The sequence below is a fragment of the Stutzerimonas stutzeri genome, from assembly GCF_002890895.1.
Lineage (GTDB): Bacteria > Pseudomonadota > Gammaproteobacteria > Pseudomonadales > Pseudomonadaceae > Stutzerimonas > Stutzerimonas stutzeri_AB.
On sequence record NZ_POUL01000003.1, the window covers coordinates 373,480 to 389,161 of the forward strand.

Below are 15,682 nucleotides of genomic sequence, written 5' to 3' on the forward strand. Positions count from 1 at the left end.
GGAATGTTTTCAGCGGTACTTCCTGGTGGTGCTTTTTTCAGCGGTACTGGCGGACCAGCACGCTCAGACCCTGGCCATGCTGCGTAACACTGCTGCTATGCCCAGTGCCGGTCTGTTCGATCAACGCGTTGTTGTATGCGCCGTACTGTTCGATGCGGGCCTCGTTGTAGCTGCCCGTTTGAACAATCAATCCGAGGTTGTGACTGCCTTGCTGCTCGATGGATGCATCGAGCGCATAGCCGCTCTGGAGGATGAAGGCTTCCAGTGCGTTGCCAGTCTGTGTGATGTCCCCGTTCAGGCTTTCGCCAGCCTGAGCGACGAGCGCCAGGTTGCGGGCGGGGATACCGGTTTTGGTTTGTGTCAGTGCGATCACTGGAGATCGGCTGGCGGCGATTTCGTCAGGCGCTAGGTCGGCCGAGGTCGAGAGATTGGATGCCTGGAGGGCAGAGCAGTTAAACGCTGTCAGCATCAGCGGCAGCAGCGCTTTGCGAGCAATCCTTTGCGCGTCGAACATCAGTCATCCCTGGTTAAGTCGCGGTAAGTCATCCTGATCTAAACCGCGATTTAACAAATCCATCTAACGGCTGAAACCGCTTCGTTTGCTAGGGGTTGGCCGGCGTGCTGAGGTACTTCGCCAACTGAGCGTCGACTGCCGGCGTGCTGTCGGCGGTTTGCCACAGGCGACGGTCGACACCCTGAGCGATGAGGTGGGCGACGGCCGCCTCGATGGCTGACAGCACGCAGAGCTGCGCCGGCTCGTTGGTGGTGTAGCCGGCCTCGGCTTCGAGCAGCTCCTTGAATTCGATGAATTTGTAGACGTTGGCGCTGCGTCCGATGGAGTAGATGGTTTTGGTGGTCATTACGTTTGACAGCACCTGGCCGCTGCGTACATCGATGGCACGCAAGTTGACCGTGACCTGATCGACCCGGTATTCCTGCGATACCCCAATACCCAGGTAGCGAGCACCTTGCCCGCCACTGCGCACGTTGGTTTCGTAGGCGACGATGGCGCCTTCCATGATGATGTTGGCGGCGAGCAGCGATGGCAGTTCGGATTGAATATTTGGCGCCACGTCCGGTTTGGCTTGCGAAGCCCGAATGATCTTGCGCTCGGTCAGCACGTTCTGCAGGCCTTCACGCTCAAGCACGATGAACCAGCCGCTGGCCTGCATGGCATCGACCAGCATGCTTGCTGCGCCCTGGGTTACTGCTGTTGAGAAGGAGGAGGCCGGGCTGGGCTTGTACTGCCCGGTCTGGTCGCGAAAGCCGTAGACCGCTGCCACGAGTGGGCCTCGCGGGCGGGGCAGCTCAAGTAGATCTTGGTAGGTCGAGGTACGCGGCGTGAGTGTTGGGGTTTCCTGGTCTGCCGACATTGGCTCGCGTACGGCGCAGCCTTGTAGAACAGCCATCATCCCGATGGCTACAAATAGGCTTCTCATGGCCTTTCTCTCCCTGGTTATTGCCCAATGATGATTTCTGAGATTTCACCGGTCACTCGATCGGTAATTTCGACGATCAGTAAGCCAGCATCGCCGTTGTAGGCCCGAACGAAGAAGTCCGTGGTCGTGAGCGAACCGGTTTCGCCTGCTTGCGCATCCCTAAGCAGCTCACTCAGCAGGCTTGATTCGAGCTGACTGGTAAGGCGCTCCAGATCTGAAGGCCGCTCATAAATGGAGCGGTCGATCGCATCTGGATCCTTCTTGTCGTTCTGCGCCTGGGCGCTGCCCAGCAGCCACGCACCGTTGAGGGGGCTGCCGCCAAACGATGGATTGACGGGGGTATAGACCAGTTCGGTGGCACTGAGGCCGGAGCTAAGCAGCAATCCGGCCAGGAAGACGCCGGTGATTTTTTGTTGTGGCCGGTTCATAACTCATCCTTCGCGAGGTCAATGGTGTCTTCGAATAGTGCTTCGACTTTCCTACGGTTTATCTCTTGCAGCACGAAATCCGCCGCTTCATAGGCGGTTTGCTCCATGTCACTGACGTTTGGTTGCAAAAAGCGGCGATACAGCGGCTGATTGTTCTGCTCCACCCAGACGAGAATTCCCCAGCGCGCCGAGGGGCGTTCCTTGACGGCCAGGTTGAAATCCAGCGCGCTGGTGTCGTTCAGACGTTCACAGAATTTGCGGTAGAACTCCTGTCCGGATCGGGAAACCGTGTTGTTGGTGATGAATCCCTTGAGTTCAGCCTCGTCGGCACAGGCCTGGATGCAGAACAGCAGCATCAGGCCTAGGCACGCCGCCCTCATATACCGGACTCGCCGACGTGCCCCAGCACGAGCGACGCTCCCTGCGCGCGGTTGGACGCGCCCAGCTTGCCCAAGGCGTTATGGATATGACTCTTGATGGTATGGGTGCTCAGATGAAGGGACTCGGCGATTTCAGAGTTCGAAAGGCCTTTCCCGGCCAGCGCGAGAATTTGCTTCTCCCGTACCGACAGATCGTCGATGGCGCGCGAAGCGTGGGTCAGCTGACGGTAGCGGCCCAATAGCTTTTCCATCAATGCTCGGGGTAGCCAGTCGCCGCCCTCAAGAATGACGCCGACTCCGCGGCTGAAGTTGGTGCGACTGGCGTTCGGGTAGAACACACCTTTGATCCAAGGGTGCTGAACCAGCAAACGACGGGCCTGATCGACCGGGGCGTTGACCAGCGCCGTCGGCGTATCCCGCAATTGGCGAAGCAGGCGCAGGCATTCCTCGTGTGCAAAGCTGCAGACATCGAGCAGAACCAGATCGGCGTCGGTAATCCCTGAACGGAACATGTTGCTGCGAGTGAGGCGAGCTTGTGGGCAGCCCTGTAAGTGCTGATGGAGCAGGGCGCCCAGTTCCTCGCTGTCGGACAGCAGGGCCAGACGAGTGGATGAGGCGACGAGCACCGCAGTGGCTTCATCGAACATACGCATATCCTTTGCAAAGAAATCTATCTAGGAGCGCCCGTGATCCTCGCGGGACTGGCGCTTTGACATTGTGGGAAGAAAGGTAGTTCAGAGAGGTGACAAAAAAAAGTCGTAAACGAGAAGTGGTGCCTGTTTTCCGACGAGACGCATTTGATAAACGTGCGTGGCCGATTGGCTTTCGAGAAAAAACTAAACTAGATTCAACGTCCTTTTTTCAAATCGAGCAGAGCAGGTAAATGCCAGAGCCGACGTTTTGGTTAGTGTTCTTTTCGGCTGCGCTGGCGCTGAATGTGTCGCCTGGCCCCGACTTGCTGTTCGTTCTGTCGCGCACGCTGTCCGGCGGCAGGCGGGTCGGGGTGGCCTCGGTATGTGGCGTCTGTAGCGGAGCGTTGGTGCACGTCGCGGCCGCTGCTCTGGGGATCTCAGCCATTATGGCCACCTCGGCGTTGGCCTTTGCTGTGGTCAAGTACGTGGGCGCAGCTTATCTGCTTTACCTCGGTGTTCAGGCGTTGCGCTCTGCCGGAGCCACCGCATCGTTCAACCTCGAAGCGGCGCCGAAAGTCAGCGTTTGGCAGGCTTATCGTCAAGGCATCCTCGTGGATGTCCTCAACCCGAAAGCGGCCATTTTCTTCATGGCATTTCTGCCACAGTTCGTTCGACCCGACCATGGTGCTGTGGCGCTGCAATTGTTGATATTGGGTGTGCTGGTGGTGCTGGTGGCGGTCGTCGTGGAATGCGCCATGGTGTTCCTGGCGGCTCGGGCAAGTGCGGCACTGCGCAGTAACCATCGTTTGAGTCTTTGGCTCGACCGCGTGCTCGGCTCGGTGTTAATCGGGCTGGGTATCCGTCTCGGCTTGGCTGAGCGGGCGTAAGCAACAAGCCACTGCATGGGAACGTCAGCGCCTGTTTCGGTCTGAAGAATATGCGGTGCGCTTTTATAGACGCAGCCGCAGCAACCGAAAGGAGCGCTCATGTCTCGGTACAGCAAGAACACCACGTCCAATCTGATTCCCTGTCTGCGCTATCGGGATGTGCCCGCGGCGCTGAAGTGGCTTTGCCAGGTCTTCGATTTCGAGCAGCAACGTGTGATCGAAGATGCACAGGTCGGCGTCATTCATGCCCAGCTCAGTTTCGGCAGCGGCATGTTGATGGTCGGGCCGGTAGCGGATTCGGAGTACGGCCGCCAAGTGAAACAGCCGGATGAGGTGGGAGGCCTCTCTACTCAGAGCATCTATGTGATCGTCAACAGTGCCGACGCCCTTTATACCAAGGCCAAGGCGGCCGGCGCCGAGATCGTCATCGAGCTCAAAGACCAGGATTACGGCGGGCGTGGTTTTAGCTGCCGCGATCTTGAGGGCCATTTGTGGAACTTCGGCACCTATGATCCCTGGGCCGAGCCGGTTGCCGAGCAGAACGCCCCACAAGGAGACTGCTGATGCGTAGCCTCAAACTAGCCGATGGCGCCAGGGTTCCCTTGGTTGGGCAGGGCACCTGGCACATGGGCGAGAATCCCGCAGAGCGTGGCAATGAGATCGCTGCGTTGCGGCTGGGTATCGAGCTGGGCATGACTCTGATCGATACCGCGGAGATGTACGCTGAAGGCGGTGCCGAAGAGGTGGTCGGCCAGGCGATCCGCAGCTGCCGCGACCAGGTGTTTCTGGTCAGCAAGGTCTACCCCCATAACGCCAGCCGCAAGGGTGTTCCTGAGGCCTGCGAGCGCAGCCTGCGTCGTCTCGGTACAGACTGCCTCGATCTCTACCTGTTGCACTGGCGCGGCCAATACCCACTGGCGGAAACGGTTGAGGCGTTCGAGCGTTTGAAAGATGCGGGCAAGATTCGCCGTTGGGGCGTATCGAACCTGGACCTGGATGACATGCGCGAGCTGGATGCGCCGGACTGTGCGGTCAATCAGGTGCTCTACAATCCTCAGGAGCGTGGCATTGAGTTTGATCTGTTGCCCTGGTGCCAGGCGCAGGGCATGCCGGTCATGGCTTACTGTCCGCTGGGGCAGGGCGGAGGTCTATTGCGTCATCAGGCCATACTCGACATTGCCCGGCGGCATGGTGTGGAACCTGCCCAGATTGCGCTGGTATGGTCGCTGCGCCAGCCGGAGGTGCTGGTGATTCCCAAGTCATCAAACCCTGCTCATGTGCGACTTAACGCCAGCGCAGCGGAGCTGACATTGAGCGCCGACGACCTGGCGCTTCTCGACAAGGCTTTCCCGCCGCCGTCCCGATCCCAGCCTTTGCAGATGGTCTGAAACTCAGCGTCGCGCGTGGCGCGGGGGAATGTTTGCCTCGCCGTGGGTGTCAGCTTATGACTGACAGCAAACCGGAGAAGCGAACATGAGCGAATCCAGACTCGACGGCGTGGTGGTGGTCATCACTGGCGCCTCCAGCGGTATTGGCCGTGCCACAGCGCAAGCCTTTGCGCGGGAGCAGGCCCGAGTCGTCCTGGCTGCGCGTGACGAGGAGGCGTTGCACGAAGTGGCTAATGAATGCCGAGCCCTGGGCGCCGAGGCACTGGTGGTGCCGACGGACGTGACGCGCAGCGATTCGGTCGAACAGCTCGCCAATGCGGCGGCCGAGTTCGGTCGAGGCCGTATCGATATCTGGATCAACAACGCCGGGGTTGGTGCAGTCGGTGCTTTCGACGAGACGCCGCTGGATGCCCACGAACAGGTCGTGCAGACGGATCTGATCGGCTATCTGCGCGGTGCCCATGTCGTTCTACCGTATTTCAAACAACAGAACGGCGGCGTGCTGATCAACACGCAGTCGGTGGGCAGCTGGGTGCCTCAGCCGTACGCAGTGGCCTATTCGGCAAGCAAGTTCGGACTGCGCGGCTTTTCCCATGCGCTGCGGGGCGAGCTGGCGCGGTGGCCTGGTATCCATGTCTGCGATGTGTACCCCTCGATGGTGGATACCCCCGGTTTTCGGGACGGTGGCAATTTTGCAGGCCGCTCGCTGCAACCGCCGCCACCGCTTTGTGATCCGCGCCAGGTGGCCGAGGCGATGGTCAGTCTCGCCCTGCACCCGCGGCACACAACATCGGTGGGGCTGACTGCTACGCTGCTTCGTTTTGCGCACTTCATCACGCCAGGTTTCGATCGGTTGTCGGGGCTGCTCACAGGCGCGGCGTTGGGGCGTGCCGAGCGTGTCGCGCCGTCGGCCGGCAATCTCTACCATCCCGCGCTGGGTGAGCGACGCATCGATGGTGGCTGGCGCAGCGACGAGAAAAGTCAGCGTGGTTTGTTACTGGCGGGTGGCATTGCCGCCGCGGGCTTGGTCGGACTGCTGCTGGCAAGTCGACGCCGTTAGCACTTCTTCGTGCCGGCGGCGGCTAGTCAGTCAGCCGTTGCCGGTAAGCAGTCCAGAGAGCCAAGATCGCGCCTCATGTCCTGCAGGCGCTCATTGATATGACGACGCTGGGTTGCGTCGGCCGTGTCGTACAGGTCGACAATCAGGTCGATTGTGGCCTGTTCAACGGCCGGAAAGGCAGCTCGATAGGGTGCGGTCCAGTAGACCTCGCGATCCTGGAGCAGTCGAGCAATGCGCTCGTCAAAGTTTGCCTGGTCCCGGTTGCGCACGGCATCGACCATTGAACGCTGCCATTGCGCTCGGTTATCGAGCCAGAGCTGATTCTGCTTGTTGAGCGCCTCAGCCCACTCGTGGATGCGTTGGCGTTGAGCCGCAGTGACATTGCCGAGCCATTGCTCGACGCGCTCTTGCATGCGGTCGGTGCGCTTACCGATTTGCTGGTCCAGCGGCGGTTTCAGGTATTTGTCCTCGCGCTCCTGGCGATCTCTCTCGAATTGTTCATTCAGCTCCTCTACCTGTCTGTCATCAAGGTCGCGAAGCAGTTGAACGGTGGTCGGTGTGATCTCCAGCGCGATCGTTTGAATTGCCTTTTGGGCGATTTCGTAGTGCTCCCGGAGCGCGGGTTCATCTAGCGAACCCTGGCGAACCTGTGCCTGTAACTGCTCGATGAGATCCAGATAGCCAGGCAGCTGAGTACGGCAGTGCCAGCTGATGTGCTCGCGCAGCTGCTCACGAAAGCGCGTCTGCTGGTCACGGTTCATGTCCAGGTAATCGTTGAGCGACCAGGGAATCAGCAGGTCCAGATTTCGGTAAGCCAGATTCATGCGGCTGCAGCCGGTAAGCACAACGGCACACGCCAGCAGGATCAGAATCGTTTGTCGTACAAGCGCCTGACTGATCTGCATTGCAGCCCTCGTCTGGTTGTGTCGAGATGTCTGAACAGGTTTTGGTTGCGCTGTTCAATAGAGCCGCAAGCGCCCCGTCAGTTCGAGACGAAACAGCAACGGCTTGTTTTTCTGCGAGAAAATGCTCGAGGTTGTGGTCCTAGCTCAAGAGAGCAGCGCAAGCGCGGCGCTCTAACGTTGAGAGTTACTAGCGGAGGTGGATATGCAACGCAGGATCAAGCATCTGACCGGAGACGAAGTGCCTCAGGGCTGGCGTCCGACCTGGGTCACCTGTTGGGTGGTCGAGATCGATGGCCAGACGATTGCCGGGCCGTACGCCACTGAAGCCGAAGCGCAGGCGGTGCTGGATGGGGAGCAGGACCCCAAGATTTCGCAGACGCCTACGCCGCAGTGATGGCGGTCAGAGGCACCGATTAACGCACGGGTCGTCTCTTTCCGGGAGTGGAGGAGGCGGCTCGACGAGCTTGGAAACCAGCTCCAAGGCTTTGTCGAACGAAGGATAGCCGCTCTGCGCAACGTCCAGCCCGGCGTAGGCTTGGCGATATTGTTCGGCTTTGACGGCGTTGCGCTCATTCAGCAGGTAGGGATCCTGATAAATCTTGTAAAGCAGCGCCACCGCGTGCGGGTGACCCTTGGCGCGGGCCTGTTCCAGCAAGTGCAGGACCTGCTCGGCTTGGGGGCCCTGACGGATCAGCAGGAGGGCCTGGTAGAACTCGGTCTCGCCACGATCATCAAGCCGAGCGCTGCGCTCAAGTAGCGCCTCGGCGAGTTCATAGCCATTTTCATCGCCGATGGAAATCAGAATCTTGGCCTGCAGCAGGTCGTTCTGGTAGAGCAACCGCTCAGCGCGGCAAGCGCTATCGCTTCCAGGTTGATCACATGGCTGTGAGGCGCAGCCGCCCAGGACAACGAGCAGTCCGATCACCAGTGCGTTCTTCATTGCTGCCTTATTCTCTTGATTGTTTAGTGGGTCAGCGCGTGTTCTGACCTGCGTGTTTCGTTTCTGTTCAGCCTGTTTCAATGCGCGGCGGCAATGGGCTGCAGTCCGTAACGGAACAGCAGGATCTGCCACTCGGGGTTCTGTGGCAAGGTTTCTAGAAAGTGGTCGAGGTAGCTGATGACAGGCTGACCAAGGGTGTCGGCTATCCACACGCGGCGATTGAACTGATACAGCGGCATGTTCGAGACGTATAAATCTCGAAGCATTTTTTCTTTGCGGTAGTAGAGCAGGGCAGAGCGCGGGATCAGCAAGGTGCTGATACGACCCGACAGCAGCTTCTCGAGGTTTTGCAGATCGCCCTGGGCGTCCTGGCGTTTGATTGCACCGCTGGCGATATCCGCTTCAAGCCCTTCGTATCGGTGACCCAACACGCCACCCAAGACCAGGTTGTCTAGCGACGCGGGGTTCTCGTACTCAACGGGCGCGTCGGGTAATGAGACGAAGTCTTGCTGATCTGTCAGTAGCGGTTCCGACCAGGTTCCGTCAGCGGTCTGCGCGGCTGTGAAAAAGCTCGGGGTAGCCCATAGCAGAATGCCGGCCCGCTTCCGCTCCAGGCGCTTATCCACACGCTTGCGGGGCAATTTGACCAGCTCGAAGCGAAAGCGGTAATCATTGGCGGCGTTGTTGTTGAGCAGTTCGACGAAGGCCTGCGATAGCCCCTGGGCATCGTCGAGAACAAACGGTGGCGAAAAATGATACGTCCACACCTCGACCCGTTGCTGGGCTCCGCAGACCGAAGGCAACAGGATGAGCGTCAGCAACAGGACGAGTCTGTGCATTGCAAACCTTTATCTCGGGATGGCGAGGGGCGGCGATCAGGGCCTGTAACGACGGCCTGCGGCTGGCTTTGTTTTCGTTGCCATCGACATCAGCATAGTCCAGCTGCCGCAACGCGTGAGCAATCAGGGTTATGCAAGAGACGGCTTTAGGCTAGAAGCGTTCATGTTCGCCGAGAAAACGCCACTCGCCGACCGGCAGCTTGGCCATCGACAGGCGGCCTATCCGGATTCGCTTGCAGCTGATCATCTGCAAGCCGATGGCTTCACACAGCTGACGCAGATCGCCGGCTTGCGGCGACTTGAGCACGATGCGCAGGCGGGTCTCGTTCTGCCAGCTGGCCTTGGCCTTGGGCAGGATTTTGCCACGATGGCCGATGCCCTTGCCCAGCAACGCCAGCCCGCCTTCCTCGGGCTCGCCAGCGACTTCGACGATGTACTCCTGCTCTAGCGTGTCGCGTGGATCGGCCAGTTTGCGGATCACCTCGCGTTGCTGGCTGAATACCATCAACCCGCTGATGTCTTGCTCCAGCGGCAGAATGGCAGTCTGGCGTGCAAAGTGGCGTTCGCGGGGCGCCAGGCGTGAGCCGTCGCCGCTCCAATGGCCAGCTTCGGCAAGTTGCTTCATTGCATCGGCAGGTTCCGCTGCGGTGGGCTGGCCGGCTGGCTTGTGCAGCAACAGCGTGACTGGTGGCAGTTCGGCCGCGGTGGCGCCGGGCAACAGTTCGATGCGCTGCTCGCCTACCTTGAAATAGGGGGTTTCGATGACTTGCCCGTCGACGCTGACCCAGCCTCCCTCGATATACAGCTCGGCCTCGCGCCGGGAACAGCCGATCTGCTCGGCGAGGCGTTTGGACAAGCGTATCGGGTCAGTCATGGTGGGCTCGGGTACTTCGGAAGGGGAAACCTGGCGAGCCACTGCAAACGGCTAAAAGCAGTGGGGGCTCGCTTAGTAGGTCGGGTGTTGCGGAGATTACTTCTTGCTGATGGTGATCTGGCGCGACGGGCCCTGGGTCTGGCCGCTGACGCCGTTAGGGATCTTTTGTACTTCGCCGCCGGCTTTCAGAAAGGCTGCCATCTGGCTGGCCAGCGATTCGCTGGTTTCACTGGCGGGTTCGGGTTTGCGCTTGGCGGTGGTGGTCTTGGAGGCCATCGTCATCTGGTTCCTTTGGTCAGTCGAACCGGACATTATACAGATCTGGCTAAATTTTGTTCGATTTTTCGCTTGACTCGATTTTCTCTACCCGCTTGCTACCTGGCTCAGGTTCGCCTGGCTCGTTGCCGTAGCCTGTGTTCGGCTTCAGAACGACTGATGGCGGATGCGTTAGCAGGGCTTGGATCGCCAGCACACATGCGTCTTCGATTTTTCCCCTCCCTCGGGAGCATTCTCGTTCACATCCGGTCCACACACTATCGGGTCTGGCGAAGCGGCGGTCTGCCACGACACGAAGACAAGGCAGGGGACGCTCGCGGCAAAGTTATTTGTTTCGTCATCTCCAGCCCCATCAATGGAATATCAATGGAATAAGGAGCGGAGAGTGGCGGTCGTCATCAGTGCAATCCTGTGCATCATCCTGGGCCTGGCGCTTGCCGTCGGTGGTTGGAAAATCATCGCGCTCGGCGGTACCTGGTATTTCGCGATCCTCGCAGTCGGGTTTCTGTTAACCGGCGGATTGCTGTGGGCTCGGCGTCGCGCGGCGCTTTGGGTTTATGCGCTGGTCATGCTCGGTGCGCTGGGTTGGGCTATCTATGAAGTGGGCTTCGACTGGTGGCAACTGGCCCCTCGCGCCAGCATCATCGGCCCGCTTGGGTTGTGGTTGCTGACGCCCTGGATTGCGCAGCGACTGGGTTGGCAACACTTCGGTGCGCGCGCTTGGGGCGGTAGTGCAATTCCCCTGATGGTCGCCGTGGCCCTCTGGGGGGCGACTGCTCTGCATGCGTTAACCACCGACAATAACGACATCAGGGGCATGCTGCCGCCACCTCTGGCTGCGGCGCCTGCAGCCGAGGTGGACTCCGCCGACGATGTGCCAGCCAGCGACTGGCACGCTTACGGTCGTACTCAGCACGGCACGCGCTATTCACCGCTGGCGCAGATCACGCCAAACAACGTCGAGCGGCTGGAAAAGGTCTGGCATTACCACACCGGTGATGTGCGACGTCCGGGCGATCCCAACGAGACTACCTACGAAGTCACACCGCTCAAGATCGATGACAGCCTCTTCATCTGCACGCCGCATAATTTCGTGATTGCGTTGGATGCCGAGACCGGAGAAGAGCGCTGGCGCTTCGATCCGGAGGTTCCGGACTCGACCAATCGGCAGCATCTGACATGCCGCGGGTTGTCTTATCACGCCAGCGAGACCCCGGTCGAGGGGCAGGCCTGTCAGCAACGTCTCTTCATGCCGACTGCCGATGCACGGCTGATCGCGCTTGATCCAAAGACCGGTAAGGTTTGTGAATCCTTCGGTGAAAACGGCGCGGTGAATTTGTGGAAAAACATGCCCAACATCACCGATGGCTTCTACTACTCAACGTCACCACCGGTAGTCGCGAACGATTTGGTCATCGTGGGTGGGGCAGTTAACGATAACGTCTCGACTACCGAGCCATCCGGCGTGATCCGTGCTTATGACGTCATCACCGGTGAGCTGAAGTGGAACTGGGATCCGGGAGATCCGGAACAAACCGCACCTATCGCGCCGGGCGAAACCTATAGCGAAAGCACACCGAACAGCTGGAGCATTTCGAGCGCTGATGAGGAGTTAGGACTGGTATTCGTGCCAATGGGTAACCAGGTTCCGGATCAGTGGGGCGGCAACCGCAGCGAGAACACACAGCGTTTCGCTTCGTCCGTCGTCGCGCTGGATTTGGAGACCGGGCAGGTGCGCTGGGTGTTCCAGACCGTGCATCACGATCTATGGGACATGGATGTGCCAGCGCAGCCAAGCCTCGTCGATATCCAGACCGAGTCGGGTATGGTGCCGGCCCTGGTGCAGCCGACCAAGCAGGGCGACATCTATGTGTTGGATCGGCGGACGGGTGAGCCAGTGCTCCCGGTACGAGAAGTGCCAGCACCGCAGGGCGCTGCGAAGGGCGATTATGTGGCAGCGACGCAGCCCGTTTCGGCGCTGTCGTACGAGCCGCCGAAACTGCAAGATTCCGATCTGTGGGGTGCAACCTTCATCGATCAGATGATGTGCCACATCAAGTTCAACTCGTTGCGTTACGAGGGCCGTTACACGCCGCCTTCGACACAGGGTTCGCTGGTCTATCCCGGCAACTTCGGCGTGTTCAACTGGGGCAGCGTAGCGGTTGATCCGGTTAGGCAGATGGTGTTCAGCGCACCGTCCTATCTGGCCTTTACTTCAACGCTGATTCCGCGAGAGAACGACGAGACGACCTACGTTTCCGACAGCGAGCCGTACCTGAACGAAAACTTCGGCGCGCCGTTCGCGGTCGACCTGAAGCCCTTCGTGTCGCCGATTGGTCTGCCTTGCACCGCACCGCCATGGGGTTATGTGGCAGGCGCCGACCTGCGCACGGGTAAAACCCATTGGCTGCGCAAGAACGGTACGGTGCGCGATCGGGCGCCGGTCCCGCTGCCATTCGAAATGGGTGTGCCGAGCCTAGGTGGGCCTGTGATGACCGCTGGCGGCGTGGCATTTCTCTCCAGTACGTTGGATTACTACGTGCGTGCCTATGACGTCACGACTGGCAAGCAGCTATGGCGTGCGCGGTTGCCAGCCGGTGGCCAGGCGACACCGATGACCTATCAGAGCCGTTCGGGCCGGCAGATGGTCGTGGTCGTTGCGGGTGGTCACGGATCGCTCGGCACCAAAGCTGGGGACTCGGTGATCGCCTACGCACTGCCGCAGTAAGGGTTATCGTCGCGTGGGCGCCATAGCGGCGCGCACGCGGTAAGCGGGTGGCCTGCTAGAATCGCCACCTTCGACCCAGAGGAATCGTTACATGGCCGCAATCGGGCGCTTCAATAGTCTGCAAATCGTCAAGCACACCGGTTTCGGCCTCTATCTGGATGGTGGTCCGGATGGCGAAATTCTGCTGCCCAACCGGTACATTCCGAAAAACACGCCTACTGAGGTAGATGACTGGCTGAACGTCTTCATCTATCTGGACAGTGAAGACAAGCTCATCGCAACGACCGAGAAGCCCAAGGTCCAGGTCGGTGATTTCGCCAGCTTGAAAGTCGTCGAAATCAATCGGATCGGCCTGTTTCTCGACTGGGGGCTGCCCAAGGATCTGCTGCTGCCGCACTCGGAAGAAAAGCGGCCGCTCAACGAGGGTGACTACTGTGTCGTGCACGTCTATCTCGACAAGCACACCCGTCGTATTACCGCCACGGCGCGCCTCGACCGCTATCTGGACAAGACGCCTGCGCGTTACAAGATCGGCGAAGCCGTTGATCTGCTGGTGGTCGAGCCCACCGATCTCGGCCACAAGGCAATCATTAACGGCAAGCACTGGGGGCTGATCCACAAGAACGAGGCCTTCAAGTTCCTGCGTGGCGGTATCCGCGAGAAAGGCTACATCAAGGAAATCAGACCTGATGGCAAGATCAGCCTGAGCCTTCAACCAGTGGGCAGCGAGGCTGCTGATGCATTGCAGGCGCTGATTCTGCAAAAGCTGCAGGAAAACCAGGGCAGCCTGCCCGTCAGCGACAAGACCGCCGCAGATGAAATCGCGCGGCTGTTCGGCGTTAGTAAGGGCAACTTCAAGAAAGCCATCGGTGGCCTGTACAAGCAGGGGCGCATCATTATCCATCCCGACCGTATCGAGCGAGCCTGAGGTGTGCGGGCGGCCCTTCGGGATCGCCCGTGCCATTTACTTTGGCATTCCTTTCCCCCCTGTTTTGCCCTGCGCCCAATCATAAATCGACGTATCGATTTGCCGACCCCTCTAGCGCGGGTTTTTGAGCACCTCGCTCATCTGCCAGGTTTTGGCCTGTCTCGTCTGATCAAACACTAGCCGCTGCCACTCATCCCCGTCGCACTCGTCCGAGCTCCATATGGAACTCGTTCATATCAGGCTGGGTCCAGAAAGGGTCGCTGGTGCTTTACAAGGTGCGTTGAGACGGTCGACTGGATGTGCCCGCGAGACCTTGAGCGGCGCAACGAGACATGGCAGGCGTCTGAACGGTGCTGTTCCGAGTAGAGGCTTGGCCTGTTTCTTATTCCCCGTTGCAGTACAGCTCATGTGCGCCTGAATGCTGAGCCTTGATTCAACGGTGTGATGACAAGCTGGGGCCGCGCCGCACGTCTACATGCTTCCGTGCCAACAACAAAACCTAAGCTAAGGTCAGGTTAAGCCGTTGTTCGACCCTGGGTCGAACGCTTGACGCGGCTCACCTGTGGATGTTGACAGGATGTTTCGCCTCGGGAGCATTTCTCCGGGGCGGTAGCGTGCAGGAACCGGCCGGATTAGAGCCGGTGCGAGATAAAAGCTGTTGGCGCCGGAAAAGTGCCCTGCTAAGCGAATGTGCAACTGTCTGGGATATTTGCGGTCTGTTGCGTGTCTATGCCTCCTCACAGCAGCCAGGCGACGCAGCCAGAGGGTAGGTATGCACCACAATTTATCTCCGAGAAGGGATTCTATATGAGGAAGATCACACTTCCATGCTTGCCGCTACTGTGCCTTGCAGCCACTCAGAGCTGGGCACAGGACGACGAACCCCGGTACATACAGCTGGGAGGGTTCGAGTTCACTCCGACGCTGGTTGTACGCGAAAGCTACGATGACAACTACCGCGGTCTGTCGGACAACGAGCAGGCATCCTGGGTCACCGGTATTAATCCAACGTTCGTGCTGGGAACCGGTAATCGCAACAGCGAGTATGAACTTGAGTACTCGTTCAACAGCGACATCTTCCATTCGGATTCCGAAGCCAGCAACACCGACCATCATCTGCGCCTCAGAAGCGCCATGGAATTCACCTCCCGGCATCGCCTGACCTGGGGTCTCGCCTACCACCGCGTGGAAGAGACCGCCGACACCGAGATCAACACCGAGAACGACAAGTACAGTACCGCCGTTGCCCAGGCGGCTTATCGTTTCGGAGCCCGCACTGCTCGCAACCAGCTGGAGTTCGGCACGCATTACGAGCAGCGTCGCTACCACAACAGCGACAACATCAACGCGTCGGAAGAGCGCGACAGTTTGATGTTCAACTCCATCTGGTTCCATCGGCTGGGTTCCAAGACCCGTTCGCTGGTCGAAGTTCGCCATACCGATCATGACTACAAGCTCTCCAGCGCACTGCGCGATAGCACCAACGTGGCGCTGCTGGGTGGTGCTACCTGGGATGCAACCTCCAAGACCTCCGGCACAGTCAAGTTGGGCGCCGAGCGGAAGGACTTCGACAGCGATCAGCGCGAAGACTTTACCAGCCCCATGTGGGAAGTCGGTGTTACCTACAAGCCGCGTAGCTATTCGGCATTCACAGTCAATTCTCGCCGTGCTTTCGACGAAGGCGATGACGGCGCCAGCACCATCAATGACTGGACCACCATTGCTTCCTGGGATCACGAATGGACGTCGCGGATCTCGACCGAGCTGCTGTATCGATTCTCGGACCGCGAGTACGAAGGGATTAACCGGGACGATGAGCGCACCGGCTACGGCGCAGGCGTGACCTGGTCACCTGATCGTTGGATCGACGTGACCCTTTCCTACCTCAGGACGGAAAACGACTCCAGTCTGAGCTCGGAAACCTACGACCGTAACGTTTATCTGCTGAGTTTCGACCTGAGCCTCTGAGCCCGGGTAG

Annotated in this window: 18 protein-coding genes; 8 read left to right on the forward strand and 10 right to left on the reverse strand. The window is 59.4% G+C overall.

The window, feature by feature from the left end; genetic code table 11:
* Window positions 1-37 precede the first annotated feature (37 nt).
* The 5 genes from CXK96_RS07430 to CXK96_RS07450 form a co-directional block, all read right to left on the reverse strand.
* Window positions 38-514: a curli production assembly protein CsgB gene (locus tag CXK96_RS07430; protein ID WP_102835834.1), complete on the reverse strand. Its 477-nt coding sequence runs from the start codon at window positions 512-514 to the stop codon at window positions 38-40.
* Window positions 515-602: 88 nt separating this feature from the next.
* Window positions 603-1,439 carry a CsgG/HfaB family protein gene (locus tag CXK96_RS07435; protein ID WP_102835835.1) on the reverse strand — a complete coding sequence of 279 codons (837 nt, stop codon included), beginning with the start codon at window positions 1,437-1,439 and terminating at the stop codon, window positions 603-605.
* A 17-nt stretch (window positions 1,440-1,456) separates the two neighbouring features.
* Window positions 1,457-1,867: a curli assembly protein CsgF gene (locus CXK96_RS07440; RefSeq protein ID WP_102835836.1), complete on the reverse strand. Its 411-nt coding sequence runs from the start codon at window positions 1,865-1,867 to the stop codon at window positions 1,457-1,459.
* Complete coding sequence (gene csgE, locus CXK96_RS07445) at window positions 1,864-2,247, reverse strand: curli production assembly/transport protein CsgE (protein WP_102835837.1); 384 nt, start codon at window positions 2,245-2,247, stop codon at window positions 1,864-1,866. Before csgE ends, CXK96_RS07440 begins: the two co-directional genes overlap by 4 nt.
* A complete protein-coding gene (locus CXK96_RS07450) occupies window positions 2,244-2,894 on the reverse strand; it encodes a helix-turn-helix transcriptional regulator (RefSeq protein WP_102835838.1) in 651 nt (216 codons plus the stop codon). The genes csgE and CXK96_RS07450 overlap by 4 nt, the downstream gene beginning before the upstream one ends.
* 236 nt (window positions 2,895-3,130) lie before the next feature.
* Between CXK96_RS07450 and CXK96_RS07455 the strand changes: the two genes are divergently transcribed.
* The 4 genes from CXK96_RS07455 to CXK96_RS07470 all read left to right on the forward strand — a co-directional run bounded on the left by CXK96_RS07455 (window position 3,131) and on the right by CXK96_RS07470 (window position 6,214).
* Window positions 3,131-3,766, forward strand: a complete 636-nt coding sequence (locus CXK96_RS07455; RefSeq protein ID WP_102835839.1) for a LysE family translocator — start codon at window positions 3,131-3,133, stop codon at window positions 3,764-3,766.
* Between the two features lie 99 nt (window positions 3,767-3,865).
* Window positions 3,866-4,330 (forward strand): VOC family protein, encoded by a 465-nt coding sequence (locus CXK96_RS07460; RefSeq protein WP_102835840.1) that lies wholly within the window; start codon window positions 3,866-3,868, stop codon window positions 4,328-4,330.
* On the forward strand, window positions 4,330-5,154 hold the full coding sequence (locus tag CXK96_RS07465) for an aldo/keto reductase (RefSeq protein ID WP_102835841.1): 825 nt from the start codon (window positions 4,330-4,332) through the stop codon (window positions 5,152-5,154). The genes CXK96_RS07460 and CXK96_RS07465 overlap by 1 nt, the downstream gene beginning before the upstream one ends.
* 85 nt (window positions 5,155-5,239) lie before the next feature.
* A complete protein-coding gene (locus CXK96_RS07470) occupies window positions 5,240-6,214 on the forward strand; it encodes an SDR family oxidoreductase (RefSeq protein ID WP_102835842.1) in 975 nt (324 codons plus the stop codon).
* Window positions 6,215-6,240: 26 nt separating this feature from the next.
* On the opposite strand, the gene CXK96_RS07475 is transcribed toward CXK96_RS07470, so the two are convergent.
* Window positions 6,241-7,119 (reverse strand): DUF6279 family lipoprotein, encoded by an 879-nt coding sequence (locus CXK96_RS07475; protein WP_102835843.1) that lies wholly within the window; start codon window positions 7,117-7,119, stop codon window positions 6,241-6,243.
* A gap of 202 nt (window positions 7,120-7,321) precedes the next feature.
* Between CXK96_RS07475 and CXK96_RS07480 the strand changes: the two genes are divergently transcribed.
* A complete protein-coding gene (locus CXK96_RS07480; protein WP_102835844.1) occupies window positions 7,322-7,513 on the forward strand; it encodes a hypothetical protein in 192 nt (63 codons plus the stop codon).
* A gap of 6 nt (window positions 7,514-7,519) precedes the next feature.
* Here CXK96_RS07480 and CXK96_RS07485 read toward each other — a convergent pair whose 3' ends face one another.
* The 4 genes from CXK96_RS07485 to CXK96_RS07500 all read right to left on the reverse strand — a co-directional run bounded on the left by CXK96_RS07485 (window position 7,520) and on the right by CXK96_RS07500 (window position 10,048).
* Window positions 7,520-8,059, reverse strand: a complete 540-nt coding sequence (locus CXK96_RS07485) for a hypothetical protein (RefSeq protein WP_102835845.1) — start codon at window positions 8,057-8,059, stop codon at window positions 7,520-7,522.
* Between the two features lie 77 nt (window positions 8,060-8,136).
* Window positions 8,137-8,898, reverse strand: coding sequence for a substrate-binding periplasmic protein (locus tag CXK96_RS07490; protein ID WP_102835846.1), 762 nt, complete (start codon window positions 8,896-8,898; stop codon window positions 8,137-8,139).
* Window positions 8,899-9,049: 151 nt separating this feature from the next.
* On the reverse strand, window positions 9,050-9,772 hold the full coding sequence (locus tag CXK96_RS07495; RefSeq protein WP_102835847.1) for an RNA pseudouridine synthase: 723 nt from the start codon (window positions 9,770-9,772) through the stop codon (window positions 9,050-9,052).
* Window positions 9,773-9,868: 96 nt separating this feature from the next.
* Entirely contained in the window at window positions 9,869-10,048 is a 180-nt protein-coding gene (locus CXK96_RS07500) for a hypothetical protein (protein ID WP_019342315.1), read from the reverse strand.
* A gap of 385 nt (window positions 10,049-10,433) precedes the next feature.
* Here CXK96_RS07500 and CXK96_RS07505 point away from each other — a divergent pair, with 385 nt between their 5' ends.
* The 3 genes from CXK96_RS07505 to CXK96_RS07515 all read left to right on the forward strand — a co-directional run bounded on the left by CXK96_RS07505 (window position 10,434) and on the right by CXK96_RS07515 (window position 15,672).
* Window positions 10,434-12,776, forward strand: coding sequence for a glucose/quinate/shikimate family membrane-bound PQQ-dependent dehydrogenase (locus CXK96_RS07505; protein WP_102835848.1), 2,343 nt, complete (start codon window positions 10,434-10,436; stop codon window positions 12,774-12,776).
* Window positions 12,777-12,867: 91 nt separating this feature from the next.
* Window positions 12,868-13,704: a CvfB family protein gene (locus CXK96_RS07510; RefSeq protein WP_102835849.1), complete on the forward strand. Its 837-nt coding sequence runs from the start codon at window positions 12,868-12,870 to the stop codon at window positions 13,702-13,704.
* Between the two features lie 807 nt (window positions 13,705-14,511).
* A complete protein-coding gene (locus CXK96_RS07515; protein ID WP_102835850.1) occupies window positions 14,512-15,672 on the forward strand; it encodes an outer membrane beta-barrel protein in 1,161 nt (386 codons plus the stop codon).
* The last annotated feature ends 10 nt before the right edge of the window (window positions 15,673-15,682 follow it).

Coding starts and splice junctions, on each gene's coding strand:
- CXK96_RS07430 (WP_102835834.1), bottom strand. CDS start 514: ATGTTCGACGCGCAAAGGATTGCTCGCAAAGCGCTGCTGCCGCTGATG.
- CXK96_RS07435 (WP_102835835.1), bottom strand. CDS start 1,439: ATGAGAAGCCTATTTGTAGCCATCGGGATGATGGCTGTTCTACAAGGC.
- CXK96_RS07440 (WP_102835836.1), bottom strand. CDS start 1,867: ATGAACCGGCCACAACAAAAAATCACCGGCGTCTTCCTGGCCGGATTG.
- csgE (WP_102835837.1), bottom strand. CDS start 2,247: ATGAGGGCGGCGTGCCTAGGCCTGATGCTGCTGTTCTGCATCCAGGCC.
- CXK96_RS07450 (WP_102835838.1), bottom strand. CDS start 2,894: ATGTTCGATGAAGCCACTGCGGTGCTCGTCGCCTCATCCACTCGTCTG.
- CXK96_RS07455 (WP_102835839.1), top strand. CDS start 3,131: ATGCCAGAGCCGACGTTTTGGTTAGTGTTCTTTTCGGCTGCGCTGGCG.
- CXK96_RS07460 (WP_102835840.1), top strand. CDS start 3,866: ATGTCTCGGTACAGCAAGAACACCACGTCCAATCTGATTCCCTGTCTG.
- CXK96_RS07465 (WP_102835841.1), top strand. CDS start 4,330: ATGCGTAGCCTCAAACTAGCCGATGGCGCCAGGGTTCCCTTGGTTGGG.
- CXK96_RS07470 (WP_102835842.1), top strand. CDS start 5,240: ATGAGCGAATCCAGACTCGACGGCGTGGTGGTGGTCATCACTGGCGCC.
- CXK96_RS07475 (WP_102835843.1), bottom strand. CDS start 7,119: ATGCAGATCAGTCAGGCGCTTGTACGACAAACGATTCTGATCCTGCTG.
- CXK96_RS07480 (WP_102835844.1), top strand. CDS start 7,322: ATGCAACGCAGGATCAAGCATCTGACCGGAGACGAAGTGCCTCAGGGC.
- CXK96_RS07485 (WP_102835845.1), bottom strand. CDS start 8,059: ATGAAGAACGCACTGGTGATCGGACTGCTCGTTGTCCTGGGCGGCTGC.
- CXK96_RS07490 (WP_102835846.1), bottom strand. CDS start 8,898: ATGCACAGACTCGTCCTGTTGCTGACGCTCATCCTGTTGCCTTCGGTC.
- CXK96_RS07495 (WP_102835847.1), bottom strand. CDS start 9,772: ATGACTGACCCGATACGCTTGTCCAAACGCCTCGCCGAGCAGATCGGC.
- CXK96_RS07500 (WP_019342315.1), bottom strand. CDS start 10,048: ATGGCCTCCAAGACCACCACCGCCAAGCGCAAACCCGAACCCGCCAGT.
- CXK96_RS07510 (WP_102835849.1), top strand. CDS start 12,868: ATGGCCGCAATCGGGCGCTTCAATAGTCTGCAAATCGTCAAGCACACC.
- CXK96_RS07515 (WP_102835850.1), top strand. CDS start 14,512: ATGAGGAAGATCACACTTCCATGCTTGCCGCTACTGTGCCTTGCAGCC.